This window comes from Halovenus marina (assembly GCF_051414115.1).
Classification (GTDB): domain Archaea; phylum Halobacteriota; class Halobacteria; order Halobacteriales; family Haloarculaceae; genus Halovenus; species Halovenus marina.
Genome location: NZ_JBLKNZ010000001.1, coordinates 2,205,740 through 2,220,967 on the forward strand (window position 1 = coordinate 2,205,740; position 15,228 = coordinate 2,220,967).

At 61.8% G+C, this 15,228-nt stretch carries 12 protein-coding genes and 1 tRNA gene; 5 read left to right on the plus strand and 8 right to left on the minus strand.

Annotated elements, in window-relative coordinates; genetic code table 11:
* Positions 1 to 20 precede the first annotated feature (20 nt).
* From ACMGFL_RS11300 to ACMGFL_RS11310, 3 genes are all read right to left on the minus strand, one after another.
* Positions 21 to 479: a DUF7344 domain-containing protein gene (locus tag ACMGFL_RS11300; RefSeq protein WP_436935640.1), complete on the minus strand. Its 459-nt coding sequence runs from the start codon at positions 477 to 479 to the stop codon at positions 21 to 23.
* A gap of 197 nt (positions 480 to 676) precedes the next feature.
* Positions 677 to 1,996, minus strand: coding sequence for a phosphoribosylamine--glycine ligase (locus ACMGFL_RS11305; protein ID WP_436935641.1), 1,320 nt, complete (start codon positions 1,994 to 1,996; stop codon positions 677 to 679).
* Positions 1,997 to 2,296: 300 nt separating this feature from the next.
* Positions 2,297 to 3,922 carry a sensor histidine kinase gene (locus ACMGFL_RS11310; RefSeq protein ID WP_436935642.1) on the minus strand — a complete coding sequence of 542 codons (1,626 nt, stop codon included), beginning with the start codon at positions 3,920 to 3,922 and terminating at the stop codon, positions 2,297 to 2,299.
* A gap of 249 nt (positions 3,923 to 4,171) precedes the next feature.
* Here ACMGFL_RS11310 and ACMGFL_RS11315 point away from each other — a divergent pair, with 249 nt between their 5' ends.
* From ACMGFL_RS11315 to ACMGFL_RS11325, 3 genes are all read left to right on the plus strand, one after another.
* Positions 4,172 to 6,712 (plus strand): efflux RND transporter permease subunit, encoded by a 2,541-nt coding sequence (locus tag ACMGFL_RS11315; protein ID WP_436935643.1) that lies wholly within the window; start codon positions 4,172 to 4,174, stop codon positions 6,710 to 6,712.
* 112 nt (positions 6,713 to 6,824) lie between these two features.
* The gene (locus tag ACMGFL_RS11320; RefSeq protein WP_436935644.1) at positions 6,825 to 8,369 is read left to right on the plus strand and encodes a bacterio-opsin activator domain-containing protein; all 1,545 of its coding nucleotides are present in this window, start codon (positions 6,825 to 6,827) and stop codon (positions 8,367 to 8,369) included.
* A 74-nt stretch (positions 8,370 to 8,443) separates the two neighbouring features.
* Positions 8,444 to 9,019, plus strand: a complete 576-nt coding sequence (locus tag ACMGFL_RS11325; protein WP_436935645.1) for a response regulator — start codon at positions 8,444 to 8,446, stop codon at positions 9,017 to 9,019.
* 27 nt (positions 9,020 to 9,046) lie between these two features.
* On the opposite strand, the gene ACMGFL_RS11330 is transcribed toward ACMGFL_RS11325, so the two are convergent.
* The gene (locus ACMGFL_RS11330) at positions 9,047 to 10,078 is read right to left on the minus strand and encodes a sensor histidine kinase (RefSeq protein WP_436935646.1); all 1,032 of its coding nucleotides are present in this window, start codon (positions 10,076 to 10,078) and stop codon (positions 9,047 to 9,049) included.
* 308 nt (positions 10,079 to 10,386) lie between these two features.
* Between ACMGFL_RS11330 and ACMGFL_RS11335 the strand changes: the two genes are divergently transcribed.
* On the plus strand, positions 10,387 to 10,812 hold the full coding sequence (locus tag ACMGFL_RS11335) for an ArsR/SmtB family transcription factor (RefSeq protein WP_436935647.1): 426 nt from the start codon (positions 10,387 to 10,389) through the stop codon (positions 10,810 to 10,812).
* A gap of 182 nt (positions 10,813 to 10,994) precedes the next feature.
* Here the strand turns inward: ACMGFL_RS11335 and ACMGFL_RS11340 are convergent, their stop codons facing one another.
* Positions 10,995 to 11,858, minus strand: a complete 864-nt coding sequence (locus ACMGFL_RS11340) for a DUF6159 family protein (RefSeq protein WP_436935648.1) — start codon at positions 11,856 to 11,858, stop codon at positions 10,995 to 10,997.
* Between the two features lie 280 nt (positions 11,859 to 12,138).
* Here ACMGFL_RS11340 and ACMGFL_RS11345 point away from each other — a divergent pair, with 280 nt between their 5' ends.
* Positions 12,139 to 13,383 (plus strand): MFS transporter, encoded by a 1,245-nt coding sequence (locus ACMGFL_RS11345; protein WP_436936446.1) that lies wholly within the window; start codon positions 12,139 to 12,141, stop codon positions 13,381 to 13,383.
* A gap of 147 nt (positions 13,384 to 13,530) precedes the next feature.
* Here ACMGFL_RS11345 and ACMGFL_RS11350 read toward each other — a convergent pair whose 3' ends face one another.
* From ACMGFL_RS11350 to ACMGFL_RS11360, 3 genes are all read right to left on the minus strand, one after another.
* Positions 13,531 to 14,418 (minus strand): mechanosensitive ion channel family protein, encoded by an 888-nt coding sequence (locus ACMGFL_RS11350; protein WP_436935649.1) that lies wholly within the window; start codon positions 14,416 to 14,418, stop codon positions 13,531 to 13,533.
* Positions 14,419 to 14,717: 299 nt separating this feature from the next.
* Positions 14,718 to 14,792, minus strand: a tRNA-Val gene (locus ACMGFL_RS11355).
* 50 nt (positions 14,793 to 14,842) lie between these two features.
* Positions 14,843 to 15,106: a DUF7553 family protein gene (locus tag ACMGFL_RS11360; protein WP_436935650.1), complete on the minus strand. Its 264-nt coding sequence runs from the start codon at positions 15,104 to 15,106 to the stop codon at positions 14,843 to 14,845.
* Between the last annotated feature and the right edge of the window lie 122 nt (positions 15,107 to 15,228).

Below are 15,228 nucleotides of genomic sequence, written 5' to 3' on the forward strand. Positions count from 1 at the left end.
ACGTCGCAGGGAGGAGATGACTAGGACTCTGGTTGGGCGCGTTGCTGGACGAGTGCGATCCGCAGATACGGGCCAGCAAGTTCGAGCTTCTCTGTGGGGCTGACCAGCTGCCGCTCCATGTTGTAGCTGACGTACCCGTCTTCGACGAGCGCCGGAAGCAAGGTGTGTGTGAGCTTTGCGGTGACGCGGTGTCGAAATGCCTCGTCCGATTGGGGCGTCTGTGTGCGTCGCATCACGTAATCGACGAGTTCCGTCATCCGAACGTACCCCTCCGAGCGGAGCAGATACGTCAGCACGTATCGCTTCCCGGGGTCGGACAGCGTCTCGAAGAGTTCGTCGAACGTCTTTCGAGTCATCGCTGTGTCCGGGTCCCACGACTCGTCGAGCAGTACCTCGACCGCGATGTGTTCGGATTCGCTCATCAGCGCGCCCAACTCGGGTTGGGTGTTCTCGTCCGTCCCGGTCTCGCCTTCGTTCATCGCGCGACCCTCCCCATATCTGTCGATTGCGGTCGAATCAAACCCCGGACACGATGAGTCAGGTGTCGGCGGTGGAGTCGATACACTGGCACGAGTCGCAGTTTTGGAGACATACCTATTGTTATGCAGTGCTTGCCACATTCCGACTCCAGATGCAACTGCAGGATTCAAGCAATTGAGAGCAGTCAGCCAGCAGATCAGCGTTCGGCCGGGCCGAGATAGCCCCAGGATTGTAATCTATCGCCGTCCCCGGCGATCCATCGCTCACCGATATCGTCGCGATAGTAGCAGTTCGGAATGACGATGGTGTCGACGCGCTCGTAGGCCTGCTCGCGTGCGTCCTGCATCGTCTCGCCTTTGCCGGTGACGACTAGCGGCATCCCGTTTTCGCCAGCGACGCGCCACTGGCCGTCAACGTGTTTCGCGTCCTCGATGTGGATCCCATCTCGGCTGTCGGTCTCGAACACGACGGCGGCGTTCCGGGAGTTCTCGTCGTACGCTTTCTCGTCGTCGAACGGGAACGGCGGAAGGACGATTCGAACAGCGATCTGGTAGCCGCGGTGTACCGTCAGGTCGGGATCGGCCCCGTGCGCGAGGTCGAAGAAGAACTGGCCAGTCGGTGACTCGAAGGATTCCTCCTGAAGTGCGATCGTCGGATAGCCGAACCGCGGCGTGAACTCTAACGGGTAGATCCCAGTCTCGTTCACGATACAGTTCAGGTCGATGCTCCCGACGTACCCCTCCGCTGCGAGCCAGTCTTCGAGTTTGCCAAGGGTCTCCTCGAACAGTTTGTTCCGGCCGGCCCAGAACATCGATGTGCCCATCTCACCCGTCGACGGGCCGATGTTGCCGGGGAACAGTTTCTTGTGCTCGAAGTTGAAGTTAACCTGATCGATGAACTGCTCGCCGTCGAAGAAGCCACAGATTGCGACTTCGACCCCCTCGACTTTCCGCTGTAGCTGGAAGCCCTTCATGCGATGTCCCCACGCTTTCTTGTAGGCTTTCAGGACATCGATCACGTCGCTCCCATCGTCCTCGTTGCCGACGTACAGCAGTCGCTTGACGTTCTGGACCTCTCCAAGTGGCTTGATGACGTAGGGATTCGGGTGCTCCTGAACGTGTGTGATCCCGGCGTCGAAGTCGTGGAAGACGTGATGCTCGACCGTGTTGACGCCGTGTGCTTCGAGAATCTCCATCGCGTATCCCCGGTCTTCTTCGAGGTGATCGGTGTTCGGCGTGCCACCGACGACGGCGTGGCCCTGCTCGCGGAGTTCCTGCGCGAGTTCGCCGGTGCCGATATCGGACCCGACCCAGATATCGTCGAAAATGATGACATCGGCCCACTCGACGTCTGCCTTCCAGTCGTCAGTCTTGGGAACGAAGCCATCACCGATCTCCTGATCGCTTTCGGCTTCGATGTAGTATTTCACGTCGTGGCCTTCGCTGTGGACGTGCCACGCGAGGTCGGTAATCAGTGCGGCGTCGGCGGAGATGAACAGGAAGTGTCTGGATCCCATAGTGTAGTATGTACGTTTGGGTCTGTAGTTTCTCCGCCGGTCACCTCGTAACTACCGGTCCCAAAGGAAAGAAATCACGAATTCGGAAACTACGATTTCCAAAATCAGAAGTTCTACTTGGTCGGGGTCAGAAGGGCCAAGACGGGGAAACGCAGTACATCCTGTTCAGTCGCTCCGGGTACACTGACGATCTGCAAACTGTCGCTGACACGCGTGATGACGTTCAGCTCTTCGAGTTGTCTGACCTGATGACTACTGGGACGAACACGTAGCAGAGAGTGACACGTGTCGGGACGGACGCTACGCTGACAGATCCGGGATGGTCATGCGAACCACCGTGCCGTCCTGCGTGTCGAAGGAGAGATTCCCGTTGAGTTTGGTGATCCCCCACCGGAGTTGCCAGAGACCGAGCCCGGTACCGTGCTGGAGGGGTGTCTCGCTCTCGGCATCGATCGATGCGAGTTCTGACTCGGGAATGCCGGGGCCGTCGTCTTCGACGACGATGCGATAGCCGTCGGGGATCTGTTCGACAGTTACAGTCACCGACTCCTCGGCGTACTCGACCGCGTTCCGTATCGCGCTCGACAGCGCCGAGCGCAGCGCCTCCCAGTCGGTGACGAGTGGCGCGGACTCGGGAATATCGAGCGTGATGTCGACGTCACCGTCGGTTTCGGTGAGATCGGAAACGAGTTCGGAGAGATCGTTTCGTGATTCCCGGGTCGGGTGCGAGACGAGCTGGTCAGTCGAGCGCGCCTTGGCACTGAGCGTTGCCAGTTCGTCCGCCGAGTCGAGGATCGCTCCGGTGTGTTCGCTGTCAGACTCGGCTGCGACCGCCTCCGCGTTGCTCTTGATGACGTCAACCTTGTTGCGGAGGTTGTGTCTGAGTACGCGATTCAGGACTTCGAGACGCTGTTTGCGAAGTTCCCGTTCGGTCACGTCGCGCAGACTGACCAGCGATCCGAGCGGACGACCGTGCTGGTCGGTGAACGTGGTGATCTGTGGATCGAATTTCCGCATCCCGGCGACGGTCTCAAGTTCGACGGTCTCGGTCGACTGTAAGTCGTCGACAGAGACCGACACGAGCGAGTCGAACGGGTCACCCAGCGGGTCTGACGGGGAGGCGTCGAGCGTCTCCACGGCTGTCTCGTTGATCTTGATGATCCTGCCGTCCGTATCGACGACGAACACCAGGTCGTCAGTCTCGCGTGGGATGGCCCGTTCACCGAGCGCGCCCGCGGCGGGGGTCGACTCGAACATGTCGTGGCGAAACACCGCCAGCAGGAGCGTGACCGCTGGGGTGACGAATGCCAGCGAGTACACCGCGAACACCGTGGAATCGCTCACTTCGCCCGCCAGTATCGAAATCGAGTTGATGATGATGAGCGGACTGGACCCGGCGAGCGTCAGGCTCACCCCCTGAAACAGCGACAGATGGCCGTACTTCTGGGTCGTTCGCAAGAGGAGATAACAGCCAATCGCGACGAGCGCCAGCACGTACAGGAGTCCAATCGTCCCAAGAACCTGTGTGAGGACCGTTTGTCCCTGCCCAGTGGACGATTGGAAAACGAGCAGGACGACGATACCCACCACGGGAAAGGAGACGAGCGCAATCGTTCGGAGGCGGAACCGGGTGTATCGTCCGGTGTACTGCAACGCAAACAGAATCCACGGTACGACTGCGAGCACCCACAGCATGAGCGACACCTCCAACCACAGTGTGACACCAGTGTCGGGAATCTCCGTCCCGCCAGCGAGAGCGAGGACGCTTCCCCCGACCGCGCCAATCCCCAGGAAGAGGGCCGCGACTGCAAAGGGGGTCACGCCCGGTTCGTCCCACCGCCGATAGCAGTAGATGCCGAGCCAGCACAGCACGACACCGGAGAGGATCGCAACGGCGAACCACCCATCTCCGAGCGAGAGGGCCATACCACTAGATTCAGATCGACTCAAAAAAAGTGCACGCCTTCCACCTCGGTGGCTGTGAAGTGACCGTTCACGTCACTCACGGAGCAGTCTGTATTGCTAGATTGTTTGCTAGTTCTCGTCTGTATAGCTAGCACAACAAGCCAGGGGCGACTCGACTGTGCCAGTAGATATGGTCGCTGTCACACACAGGGCCGGTTCGAAACGGCATCGAATCAGCGGGACAGTACACACAGTCGCGGAGGGAGACAGATGCAACTGATGCGAAATGCAACCGAGCGGTTCGGACAGTTCGTGACGAACCACAACCGAATCGTCATCCTCCTGTTGCTCGTCCTGACTGCGGGTGTCGCCATGGGCATCACCCAGGATCAGGGCGGGTCCGACCAGTCGATCGACGAGGGCGCGCTCGGTGATTCGGACGTCATGCAGGCGGCCGAATACATCGAGGAGCGCTACGGCGGCGAGGGGTCTGACGACAGCACACGCGCAGACGTGTATCTGATCGCAGAAGACGGCTCAGCGTTGTCTCGGGACAGCCTCCTCACGGCGCTGTCCTACCAGATGGACGCCGTCGAGAATCCGGCAGTCAGTGATGCGCTCGCCACCGACGGCGTCCGCGGCGTGCCAAATATCGTCGGGCAGGCACTCGCTGACGAGTCGGATGCGAGCCTGCAGGCACAATATGAGGCAATCGACAGTGCGAGCGATGCAGAACTCGAGTCGGCGGTCACGACCGCCTTCGCGAGCGGCGAGGAGACTGCCTTCTATCTCCCGACGACCTACGAGACGGGTAGCACCCAAAGCGACGCGATTCGACTGACGTTCACCTTTGCGAGTGAGACGGCACCGACCGACGCCCAGCAGGCGCTGGCCGACGCGGCAGACGAGTACAATTCGGCGGCGATATTCGTCGACGGCGCGCCCGCGTACGCGGACCTGAACCAGGAGTTTCTCTCCGACGCAGCGTGGCTGGTCATCCCGGCAATCCTGCTCGTCTTGCTCGTCATCCTCGGGTTCGCCTACCGAGACGTGACCGACGTGATGCTCGGGTTCACCGGAACGGTCATCTCGCTCATCTGGGCCACCGGCCTCATGGGCTGGATGGGCCTGCTCAATCAACAGACTGCGCTCATCGCACCCGTGCTCGTGGCGGCACTGAGCATCGACTTCGGCTTTCACGTGTTCATGCGCTACCGGGAGTACCGCGGCCCCGAAGAGGGGATCCGCGCCGCGCTCGGTCGGGCGACTACGGCCGTCACCGTCGCGTTCCTGCTCGTGACGGTGACTGCAGCCATCGGCTTCCTCTCGAATCAGTTCAGTCCGGTGGGAATGATTCGCGAGCTTGGGCTCGCTATCACGCTCGGCGTGGTCGCCGCGCTCGTCATCTTCACCACGCTGGTTCCCGCGCTGAAGGTGAGTGTTGACGGTCTCTGGGAACGATTCGGCTTCGACCGCCGCAAGACCGCACTCGGCAAGGGCCGCTATCTCAGTCGCGTGCTCGGAAGCGGCGTGACCGCAGCACGGCGCGGCGCAGCACTGGTTATCGTCGTGGCCCTGATCGGCGGCCTCGTCGGCGGACTGGCCTTCACCGAACTCGACCGCGAGGCGTGGCAGAGCGGCGATTTCCACGAGGATCCGGGCTGGCAGAGTGACCTGCCCGAACCGCTTGCCTACGACGCCCACGAGTCTGACGTCGCACAGAACATGGGCTACGTCCGGTCGCACTTCCAGAGCGATCAGGAAGGGTTCACCGACGGCGGCAGCGGGTTCACGACGATGCTCGTTCGCGGTGGGGGGAGCGTGGCGACCCCCGAAGCGATGGAGACAGTCGCCGCCGGACACCGCGCCGCCGCCGAAGCTGACGGCGATATCGTCATCAAGCAAAACGGCGACGTGCAGGTGTTGTCGGTGCTGTCGGTGATGCAGCGAGTCGCCGCCACGAACGAGGACTTCGCAGCCACGCTCGCAGACGCGGACACGGACAGCGATGGCGTCCCGGACAGGAACGTCGAATCGCTGTTCGACGAGTTGTTCGCCACCGCACCCGAGCAGGCGGCGCAGGTGCTCGAACGGACCGACGGCACCTACGGGTCGACGCTGGTTTTCGTTCCCGCACAGCAGTCGTTTGGCTCCGAGCGCGCGGCGGTGATGAACGGTATCGCCGACGAGATGACGACCGAGTCAGACTACGCCGTCACTGCGGTCGGAACCGGGACGATAAACGACGCCGAGATTGCCGAGATAGCCGAGGGCATCGTGGTCACGTCGCTGCTCGCGATGCTCGGCGTGCTGGTGACACTCGCCGCCATCTACCGATTCGTCCACGGGAGTCTCTCGCTCGGCGTCGTGACGGTGGTCCCCATCGGACTGGCGCTCGGCATCGTCTTCGGGGTGATGTATCTGCTCGGACAACCGCTGACGCTGCTGACGGCGCTGCTGGTGAGCATCACCATCGGACTGGGCATCGACTACAACATCCACGTCAGCGACCGCTTCGCACAGGAACTCGAAGGCGGCCGGGACGTCGAGGCGGCACTCCGGGAGGCAGTCACCGGAACTGGTGGCGCGCTGCTCGGGAGTGCTGTCACCTCCGGCAGCGCGTTCTCGCTACTGATGATCATCCCGCATCCGCAGTTCAACTCCTTCGGGTTGATCGTCGCGCTCGCGCTCAGCGTCTCCTTCCTCCTGAGCGTGTTCGTCCTGCCGAGCGTCCTCTGGCTGTGGGCACACCACGGCGGCGTGTCGCTCGCGGGAGCGAAATCCAAGAGTGCTGCCACTGCCGACGACTGATACTGTCGGCTGTCCCATCTCGAAAATACTTCGCCACCCGGGTGGCGAATATGTTTACGTACGTACAGCCGACGACTGACAGATATTTCCCCTCCCCACCACTACGCAACCCATGGACGAGACGTTCGAGCGCGCGCCGGTCGGCATCCTCGACGTGACTCCGGAGGGGGTCGTTCGCGAGATGAACGAGCGAGCGGAGGATCTGCTCGACGCCGACCCGGACGCCGCGGTCGATTCGTCACTCGAATCGGTGTTTCCCGAATCGGTCGACGCGAGCGTCCCGAGAGCGTTCGACACGCCCCCGACAGCGGACCGCTCCATCGAGGAGTACTATCCAGCCCTCGACCGCTGGCTCACCGTCTCGCTCGTGCCGACAGATGGTGCAGTCACGCTCTATCTGCAGGACGTGACCGATCAGCATCGGGACGAGCGTCGCGTCGAACGGTTGCAGGCTGACCTCGACCGACTGACGATCATCAACGAACTCATCTCGGAGATTATCGGCGAACTCGTCGGCGCGTCTACCCGCGAAGAGATTGCCGAGACGATCGGTCGGCAACTCGGTGAGACGGACATCTACGACTTCGCGTGGGTGGGCGAGCGGGAACTCGGGAGCGACGAGATGGTCGTGCGCGCGGCGGCAGGGGCGACCGGCCGAACGCTCGACCGCATCGAAACCTGTCTCGACGGAGGCGACGCCATCCCCGAGACGCGCGCTGTCGAGACTGGCACGCCCGAAATCGTCCAGCCGATCGGTGACGACGAGTCGGTCCCCGAAGCGATCCGGCGGGCCGCGTTCGCTGACGGTCTCCAGTCTGTGCTCGCGATTCCACTGACCTACGGCTCGAACGTCTACGGCGTCGTCGGCCTGTACACGTCCGAGCGCGAGGCGTTCTCGCCCCGCGAGCGAGCGAGTTTCGCGACGGTCGGTGAGATGGCTGGCTTCGCCGTGAACGCGACCCGCAACCGGAACCTCCTGCTGTCGGACACGCTCGTCGAACTCCGCCTCCAGGTGACCGATGAGTCCGACCCGTTCGTCGGCGTCAGTGCGAGATACGATAGCGCACTCGCGGTAAACGGGCTGGTCCCGCAGGGGGAGGATCTACTCTGTTATCTCTCGGTCGAGGATGCGTCGCCGGACGCAGTTGCGGAGGCGCTGGCCGAAACTACGGGGACAGTCTCGACACGCGTCGTCGAGGAGTACGACGACGGAGGGTCGCTGGAGGTCGTGCTGGACGAGGAGACGCCGCTCGGTCGACTGGTGACTCGGGGGGCGACCGTTCGGTCTGCGGCGTTCGACGGCCGCGGGGGTGAGATTCTCGTCGACCTGTCTCCCGAGGAGGACGTGCGACGCCTCGCCGACGCTGTCACCCGCGAGTACGACGCCGAGGTGCTCGCCAAGCGCGAGCGCGAACGTGACGTCGAGACTGCACGCGAGTTTCGGGACACGCTCAGCGACCGCCTGACCGAGCGACAGGAGACGGCGCTCAAGACCGCGTTTCTCGCAGACTACTTCGAGTCCCCGAGAGGGAGCAACGCCGAGGAAGTCGCTGAGGCGCTCGACATCACCGGCCCGACGCTGCTGCACCACCTCCGGGCCGGACAGCGCAAACTCCTCGCGGAGTTTTTCGAGCAGACTGACGAGCATCCGAACTAGCGAGTGCTGTCGGTCCGACGAGCGAACCACGGCCATTATAGGGATTGCAGGGGAAGATCCGATAACACAGGGCCATGGGAGATTCGACGCCGCTGCCGAACGCGCTCGTCGTCGACGACGAGAAGGAAGTCGCAGACGCGTACGCGCTCCGACTGCGCGGACTCTGTGAGATCGAGACGGTCTACGACGGGCGTACAGCGCTCGAGGAAACCGAACAGCGAGCGGTGGATATCGTCCTCCTCGACCGGCACATGCCGGGACTGTCCGGAGACGAAGTACTCGAGAAACTCGACGACCGCGACTACTACGGACAGGTTATCATGGTGACGGCTATCGACCCCGGATTCGACGTGCTCGATATGCCCTTCGACGACTATCTCTGCAAGCCGATCGACCGCGAGGACGTCAGGGAGGCGGTCACACAGCAGTGTACGGTACTCGGTTACGAGACGCTCGGCGAGTACTTCCGCGTCGAATCGACACGACGCGTCATCGCAGCAGAGGTCGCCACGGAGGACCGCGAGACACACGACGAGTATCAGGAGACGATAGCCCGCGCGAGTGAACTCGAAGAGCGCGTCCGTCGACTTCTCGACGACGCGGAGACGCTCCTCGACCAGTTCGAGGACATCGGCCGCGAAGGACAATAACTCAGATCGGATCGAGACCGGCGAAACTCAGCCCGAATCGAGACCACTGACCTCGATTCGCGCGCCGCCCGCGGCGGCGTCTGTGACGGTGACCGACCAGCCGTGCAGGTCGGCAATCCGCGCGACGATTGCCAGTCCCAGCCCGGTTCCGTGGTCGTCCGAACTGTAACCGGGTTCGAAGACACGCTCCCAGTCATCTCGTGGGATTCCCGGGCCGTCGTCGGCCACGTAGAAGCCGCCACCGTCGATCGAACCGACAGTGACCGACACGTCGAATCGTCCGTGTTCGGCGGTCCCCGTCGAGCTGTGTTCGGCGAGTCCCGTCGAACCGTGTTCGACGGCGTTGCGGAACAGGTTCTCGAACAGTCGCCCGACGCTGTCCGGGTCTGCGGTCGCCGTGGGGAGTTGCTCAGCGACAGTCAGTGTCGCACCGTCTGTCTCGACAGTCTCCCAGGCAGTTTCGGCCACGTCGGTCAGGTCGACCGCCCCGTCCGGTTGGACGACCTCTTCTCCCCGAGCGATGGTGAGCACGTCCTGAATGATCCGCTCCATTCGCTCGTGTGCCTGTTCGACGTGGTCGAAGTGTTCGTCTTCGTCGAGTTCCCGGCCAGCTTCGAGGCGGGCCTTGGCAACGTCCAGCGGGTTCCGCAGGTCGTGACTGACCACGCTGGCGACGTGGTCGATTTCGAGAGTCCCCGCCGCTCCGTCGTCCGGTTCGTCAGCATCTGTCTCGGTGAACAGCAAAAAGCCCTGCTCGCCGTCTTCGGGCGGAACCGCCGTGACGAGAAAGTCGGTATCCGATCGAGATTTGCTGAGTTGCACCTCGAACTGGTCGCCCTCGGTGAGAAGCGAACTGAGCGAATCAGACCCGTCTCGAACACCGAGCGCCTCGAACGCGTCTGGAATCGATTGGCCGTCGACGTCCGTTCCAAAGCGCGTCTCGAATGCCGCATTCGTCGACCGGATGACCGGTGTGCCGTTCTCGATGCCGTAGCTACACGCGGGGCCGGGATAGCGGTCGATCGAAAGCGAACGCGCCTGTGTTGAGTCTCTGGACATGGTCTCATGGGCCGACGGGACGGCGCCTCGACACGCCCCAACAGTCGTGGTTCGGGCGCGACATTTGAATTTCTGTTGGCTGTCCACGCCCTTAGTGGTAGAGCCTAGCTATACAAAGAGACGGGACAGACGCCGATTGCGAGCGGTACTCCGGCTCTCTCCCGCAGTTTTCGGTCTCGCTCGCAGCGACGGACTGCGCTCTGTGGTCCGTGCCACACTCGCGCATCTGTATTGCTAGATGCTTCACGAGGGGGAGATGTCGATACCTAGCCTGGGGACACAGGATGGGGTGCCGCATAGAGAGAGATATGACACGGTCGACCCGTCGATCCGAGCGCCCTCCCGACAGAAGTGCAGTCGAGTCAGCGCAGTGCAGCCACCAGGCACCGGTCGACGCCGACACGCTGCTCGCGTTGCTCGGCGACGACTACACCTATCAAGTCCTCAAAGCCGTCGTCGAACGCCCACGGACTGGGCGGGAGATCCGAGAGGCGACAGGCGTCTCGAAGGCAACAGTGTACCGACGGCTGGACCGGCTAGAGGAGGCCGGTATCGTCGACTCGACGATGCAACTCGACGAAGACGGACATCACTGCAAGCAGTTTCACGCGGTGACGCAGTCGATACAGGTGCAGTTTGGCGAGGACGAGTTCACCGCACGGATCGAGCCCGGTTCAGACGTAGCGAACGACAAACAGGAACGGACCAGACGACGGTCACCTGCCGACGACTGATACTGGCCGCGGTGCAGTTCGGCAGCATCTTCCTCTTGTGATACTGCTGGCTGTACGTTCGTACAGATATTCGCCACCAAGGGTAGCGAATTCGTTCAAAATGGGACAGCCAGCAGTATGAGTAACCGACACTCGTCTAACGTCTATTCGTGAGTGGCAACAGATTCGTGTCGGTCAAGCAGTTAGATGAACCCGTCGCCGCGGGGACCGGTCGAGCGAGACGTCTCGACGTCGTCGAGGCGGTCGAAAACCTCGTCGAACTCGGCGGGACGATTCCCTTCAGTCGCGTAGAAGTACAGCGCCGTCTTGACGATGCCACGGAGCGTGTACGTGATGAGCTGTGCGATCAACACGCCAGCCACGAACAGCGGGAGACCGAGAATGAGTATCTCCTCGGCGAACAGGAGATACGCACCCGGTGCAAGCACCGGCAGCGCGACGACCATCGCGATGAGGTTCACACCCACGAGACCGATCGGCGTCTCACCGAACGTCTCCTTGAACGTCGTCGCGCTGCGCGTGAACATCTCCCGGACCGAGGGTTTCTCGAAGACGATGACCGGGATGACGAAAAAGGTCAACAGCGTCCACGCGATGCCGACCACCATGGCGAGGATCTGACCAACTGCAGAGTCCGATTCCGAGATGAGATCGAGAACGACACCGACCGTCGCGCTGATCACCGCCCACGCAAGCAGCGGCCACTTGACCGCCCACGCGTTCTCGATACCGTCACGGAGCGATGGCTCCTCGCCAGCGAGTACCGCACGTGTCTGATGGACCAGCGCCGCGGTGAAAAACGCCGAGATGAACGCCGTCCCGAGATAGATACCTACGAGGGCAATACCGCCGACGACGAACGTGATCGTGTCGCTGCTGTCGAGTGCGAGAACGCTGAACATCGGCGTCAGCAAGAGCGCGAGATACGCCAGACCAGCGATCCCGCTCACGACTGGGAACAGCGCGAGTCGCGGGTGTTCTCGCAGTACCGAGACGCTCTGTCGAACGAGGAGATAGCCTCGCTTGGCTCTGCCGAGCAGTTGCATGGCTGTCTGGTAGTAGGAACAGTCGGGGGGTAAGGTCCGGGTCACTGTTTCACGCGCTGAAACGCATCGCGCTGTCTGCTACGGGTATTGTCGCTGTCGTCTCGTGTTTGCGCCGCGGTCGCTCACCGTTTCGCAACATATTTGCGGTGTCCTGACTGACTAATCAGTTAGTGAGACCACAACAGAGACGGCCGAGTACCCTCGGCCAGATCCCACAGTGAACGACAGCGATTCGAGCGTCGTGTCACGGATCGTCGGCGACGGGAGCGTACTGTCCCGGATGTTTGGTGACAACGCCGTCGTCGTGGCAACTGTCGTCATCAGCACCTTTTTCATCGGGTTTGGCGGCGGTGTGATCTTTCCGATCCTCCCGAATCTGGGGGTGGTACTCGGGATTTCGCCGTTGCTCGTCGGCGTCATCCTGAGCGCGAACCGGTTCACACGGCTGGTCGCGAACGCACCCGCGGGTTCGCTCGTCGACCGGATTGGAACCCGAACCCCCTTCGTGCTGGGGATGGGGATTCAGGCTGTCGGCACCGCTGGCTATATCGTCGCCTTCTTTCTCCCCTTTCCGACCGCCTGGTTTCTCGGCGCACGGATCCTCTGGGGTGTCGGCAGTGCTTTCGTCTTCGCGACGGCACTCACCATCGCGGCCGACGTGAGTTCGGGCAACTCTCGGGGTGCGAACATGGGGATGATCAGAGGGGGGATCCTCTTTGGGTTTCCCACAGGCGTCGTGCTCGGCGGCCTCGTCAGCGAACTGTACGGCAACGTCGCGGCCTTCAGCCTCGCAACCGTGTTCGCAGTGATCGCGACGCTGATCGCGTACCGTGCTATCCCCGAGACACACGTCGAGGGGGACGCACACCGGTCAGTCAAACCGTGGGATGTCGATACGGCGATCCCGGCACTGACTGTCGGGAGCGTCAACTTCGCCGTCTTTTTCGTCTACACCGGAGCCCTCTTTGCGACACTCGTCGTGTTCATCCGCGAGTACGACCTGGGCGTGTTCGGACTCGGGCCACAGGGAAGTTCGGGGATATTTATGGCGCTCACTGTCGTTTCGGCTGGCGTATTCATGCTTCTCGGCGGGATGTTGAGCGACCGGCGAGCCTCACGGGTGCCGACGCTGCTTGTCTTTCTGCTGTTGGCTGGCGGTGGCTTCGTCTTGCTCGCGCTTGCAGATTCGGTCCTGACACTCGCTATCGCCTGCGTCTGCATCGGAACCGGACAGGGTGGAACGAGTGGGCCACTGATGGCGCTTCTGGCCGACATGACGCCAGACGAACGGATGGGTCGTGCTGTCGGGACGAACAACGTCTTCGGTGATGTCGGTGGCGGACTCGGGCCACTGGTGTCCCTTCCACTGGTGAACTCGATCGGGTTCGTTCCGGTGTATCTCGCCTGCGCGGCGCTCCCGGTTGCGGCCACGTTCGTGTTGCTCGGCGGCGTCTACCGCGAGACCGGACGGTTTCTCCCCGGCCGATCCCACACACCTCCGGACGTCACACTGACGGACGACTGAGCGGGTGTGTGACACACCACAACGGTGGCATTCGTGGTAGCTCGAACTGAAGTGGCTCGGGTACGTTCGATAGCCTAATGCCAGAATCGAGGCCAACGCCGGGCAGAGCTAGTCGGGACCCAAGAGTCTCACCGTCCGTCGTGCCTCTCACGAACCGTTCCCGGACGGGTCGGTTCTCTCACCTGTCACGGTCACCTCGCCCGAGAGCAACTGTGCGGAGGGGGGCGCAAGCGTAATCTCTTCTTCGTCAAATCGACGCTTCACCGTTCGTCGGAAGTCCGACCGGGCGGTCAGGATGTCCTGATTCATCGGATCCGCGATCCAGAACTCCGTCTGTAGTGTGATCGCGTTTTCACCGAGTTCGACGATGCGCGCGTTTGGGGCTGGGTCATCGAGAACGAACTCCTGGTTCGTGGCGATCTGTTGCAGTTCCAGCAGGGCGTGCTCGGTGTCCTCGTAGTAGGCGACGTACACCTGTTCTGTGATTCGATACCGGTCCCGGCCGTAGGGCCGCGTGAGCGCGTTGTCTGTGAGTTCAGTGTTCGGAACGGCGATGGTTTCGTGGTTCGGTGTTCGAACCCGCGTGACACGGAAGTCGACTGACTCGATGGTTCCCTCACCGCCCGGCCACGATATCCAGTCGCCGACGTTGAAATCAGGATCGGCGACCAGAAACATCCCGCTGATGAGCGATCCGAACACCTGCTGGCCAGCGATGCCGAGGGCAAACGTGAGGGCCGCGATGATGACCGCTGACTCGGAGAGCACGTTCCCGTAGCCTGCAGCGATGATGCCAGTCAGAGTCGCGAACCCGATCAGAACGACTCGCAGGTACGTCTGTGCCGCAGATTCGATGGTGGGGTTGTTCCGATTACGCGCTCTGACGAACCGGGCAACGAGCGGAACGAGTACGATTCGACCGAGGAGATAGACGCTCGTCAGCCCTACGAAGAACCAGAACAGCTCTGACAACACCTGACCGTAGGCCGACAACACATCTGTCAGCCAGTCTGGTAGTGAAATCCGGTCACTCATGGACCAAGTGTTGACCGCCACCACCAAAAAGCCCAATTGCAGTGGTGGACAGAAAATGGGCCGGACAGATGTACACCGCGCCGAGACGTGCTCACGTTATTGCGCGCGACTCGTCTGCTTCAAAGCCGCTTGGACCACACAGACGGCGCTGGCGACTCGCTTCGCTCGTCGTATTGTGCCATCAGAAGCGGGTCGGGGCGGATTTGAACCTCGATCGTTCCGCTACGCTCCACTCCCTGTTTCAAATCCTTCCTCCCCACTGCGGGTTTTCTCCTCGCTATGCTCGTCGAAAATGCTCATGGGTCGGGGCGGATTTGAACCGCCGACTTCCTCCGTGTGAAGGAGGTATCATAACCGGCCTAGATCACCGACCCGCGCACTCGTGGCTACTTGTGCAGGTACCTTAAGAATTGTTTTTCGCCCGCTAGTCGCTGCGCTCGCCGCGATACTGCGTCACCTTCCCACGGGCTTGATCGATGGCTTCTCTCGCTTCACCTTCGGCACGCTCACCGACCTCTTTCAGGTCCGCACGGAGTTTCTCGACACGACCTGGCTCCGGTTCCTCTTCCTCGCCGATGATGTCCTGAACGCGCTCCTGGAGAGGTTCAACTTCCTCCTGAACGCCTTGCTTTGCCGTCTCACCGGCCCGTTTCAGGTAATATCGCGTGTCCTCGAAGTGTTTGTTCATATCTGACCATACGCAGACAACGAATATATCCTTTGTGGCATCGTCAGCGTCGACCTCGCTCGCACAAGCGAGCCGGTGTATTCGTTGTAGTACATCACATACAACGCGAGTTCTCAGAGTGG

Excerpts from the sequence above, each read along its gene's own strand:
- ACMGFL_RS11300 (WP_436935640.1), bottom strand. The coding sequence starts at position 479 with ATGAACGAAGGCGAGACCGGGACGGACGAGAACACCCAACCCGAGTTG.
- ACMGFL_RS11305 (WP_436935641.1), bottom strand. The coding sequence starts at position 1,996 with ATGGGATCCAGACACTTCCTGTTCATCTCCGCCGACGCCGCACTGATT.
- ACMGFL_RS11310 (WP_436935642.1), bottom strand. The coding sequence starts at position 3,922 with ATGGCCCTCTCGCTCGGAGATGGGTGGTTCGCCGTTGCGATCCTCTCC.
- ACMGFL_RS11315 (WP_436935643.1), top strand. The coding sequence starts at position 4,172 with ATGCAACTGATGCGAAATGCAACCGAGCGGTTCGGACAGTTCGTGACG.
- ACMGFL_RS11320 (WP_436935644.1), top strand. The coding sequence starts at position 6,825 with ATGGACGAGACGTTCGAGCGCGCGCCGGTCGGCATCCTCGACGTGACT.
- ACMGFL_RS11325 (WP_436935645.1), top strand. The coding sequence starts at position 8,444 with ATGGGAGATTCGACGCCGCTGCCGAACGCGCTCGTCGTCGACGACGAG.
- ACMGFL_RS11330 (WP_436935646.1), bottom strand. The coding sequence starts at position 10,078 with ATGTCCAGAGACTCAACACAGGCGCGTTCGCTTTCGATCGACCGCTAT.
- ACMGFL_RS11335 (WP_436935647.1), top strand. The coding sequence starts at position 10,387 with ATGACACGGTCGACCCGTCGATCCGAGCGCCCTCCCGACAGAAGTGCA.
- ACMGFL_RS11340 (WP_436935648.1), bottom strand. The coding sequence starts at position 11,858 with ATGCAACTGCTCGGCAGAGCCAAGCGAGGCTATCTCCTCGTTCGACAG.
- ACMGFL_RS11345 (WP_436936446.1), top strand. The coding sequence starts at position 12,139 with ATGTTTGGTGACAACGCCGTCGTCGTGGCAACTGTCGTCATCAGCACC.
- ACMGFL_RS11350 (WP_436935649.1), bottom strand. The coding sequence starts at position 14,418 with ATGAGTGACCGGATTTCACTACCAGACTGGCTGACAGATGTGTTGTCG.
- ACMGFL_RS11360 (WP_436935650.1), bottom strand. The coding sequence starts at position 15,106 with ATGAACAAACACTTCGAGGACACGCGATATTACCTGAAACGGGCCGGT.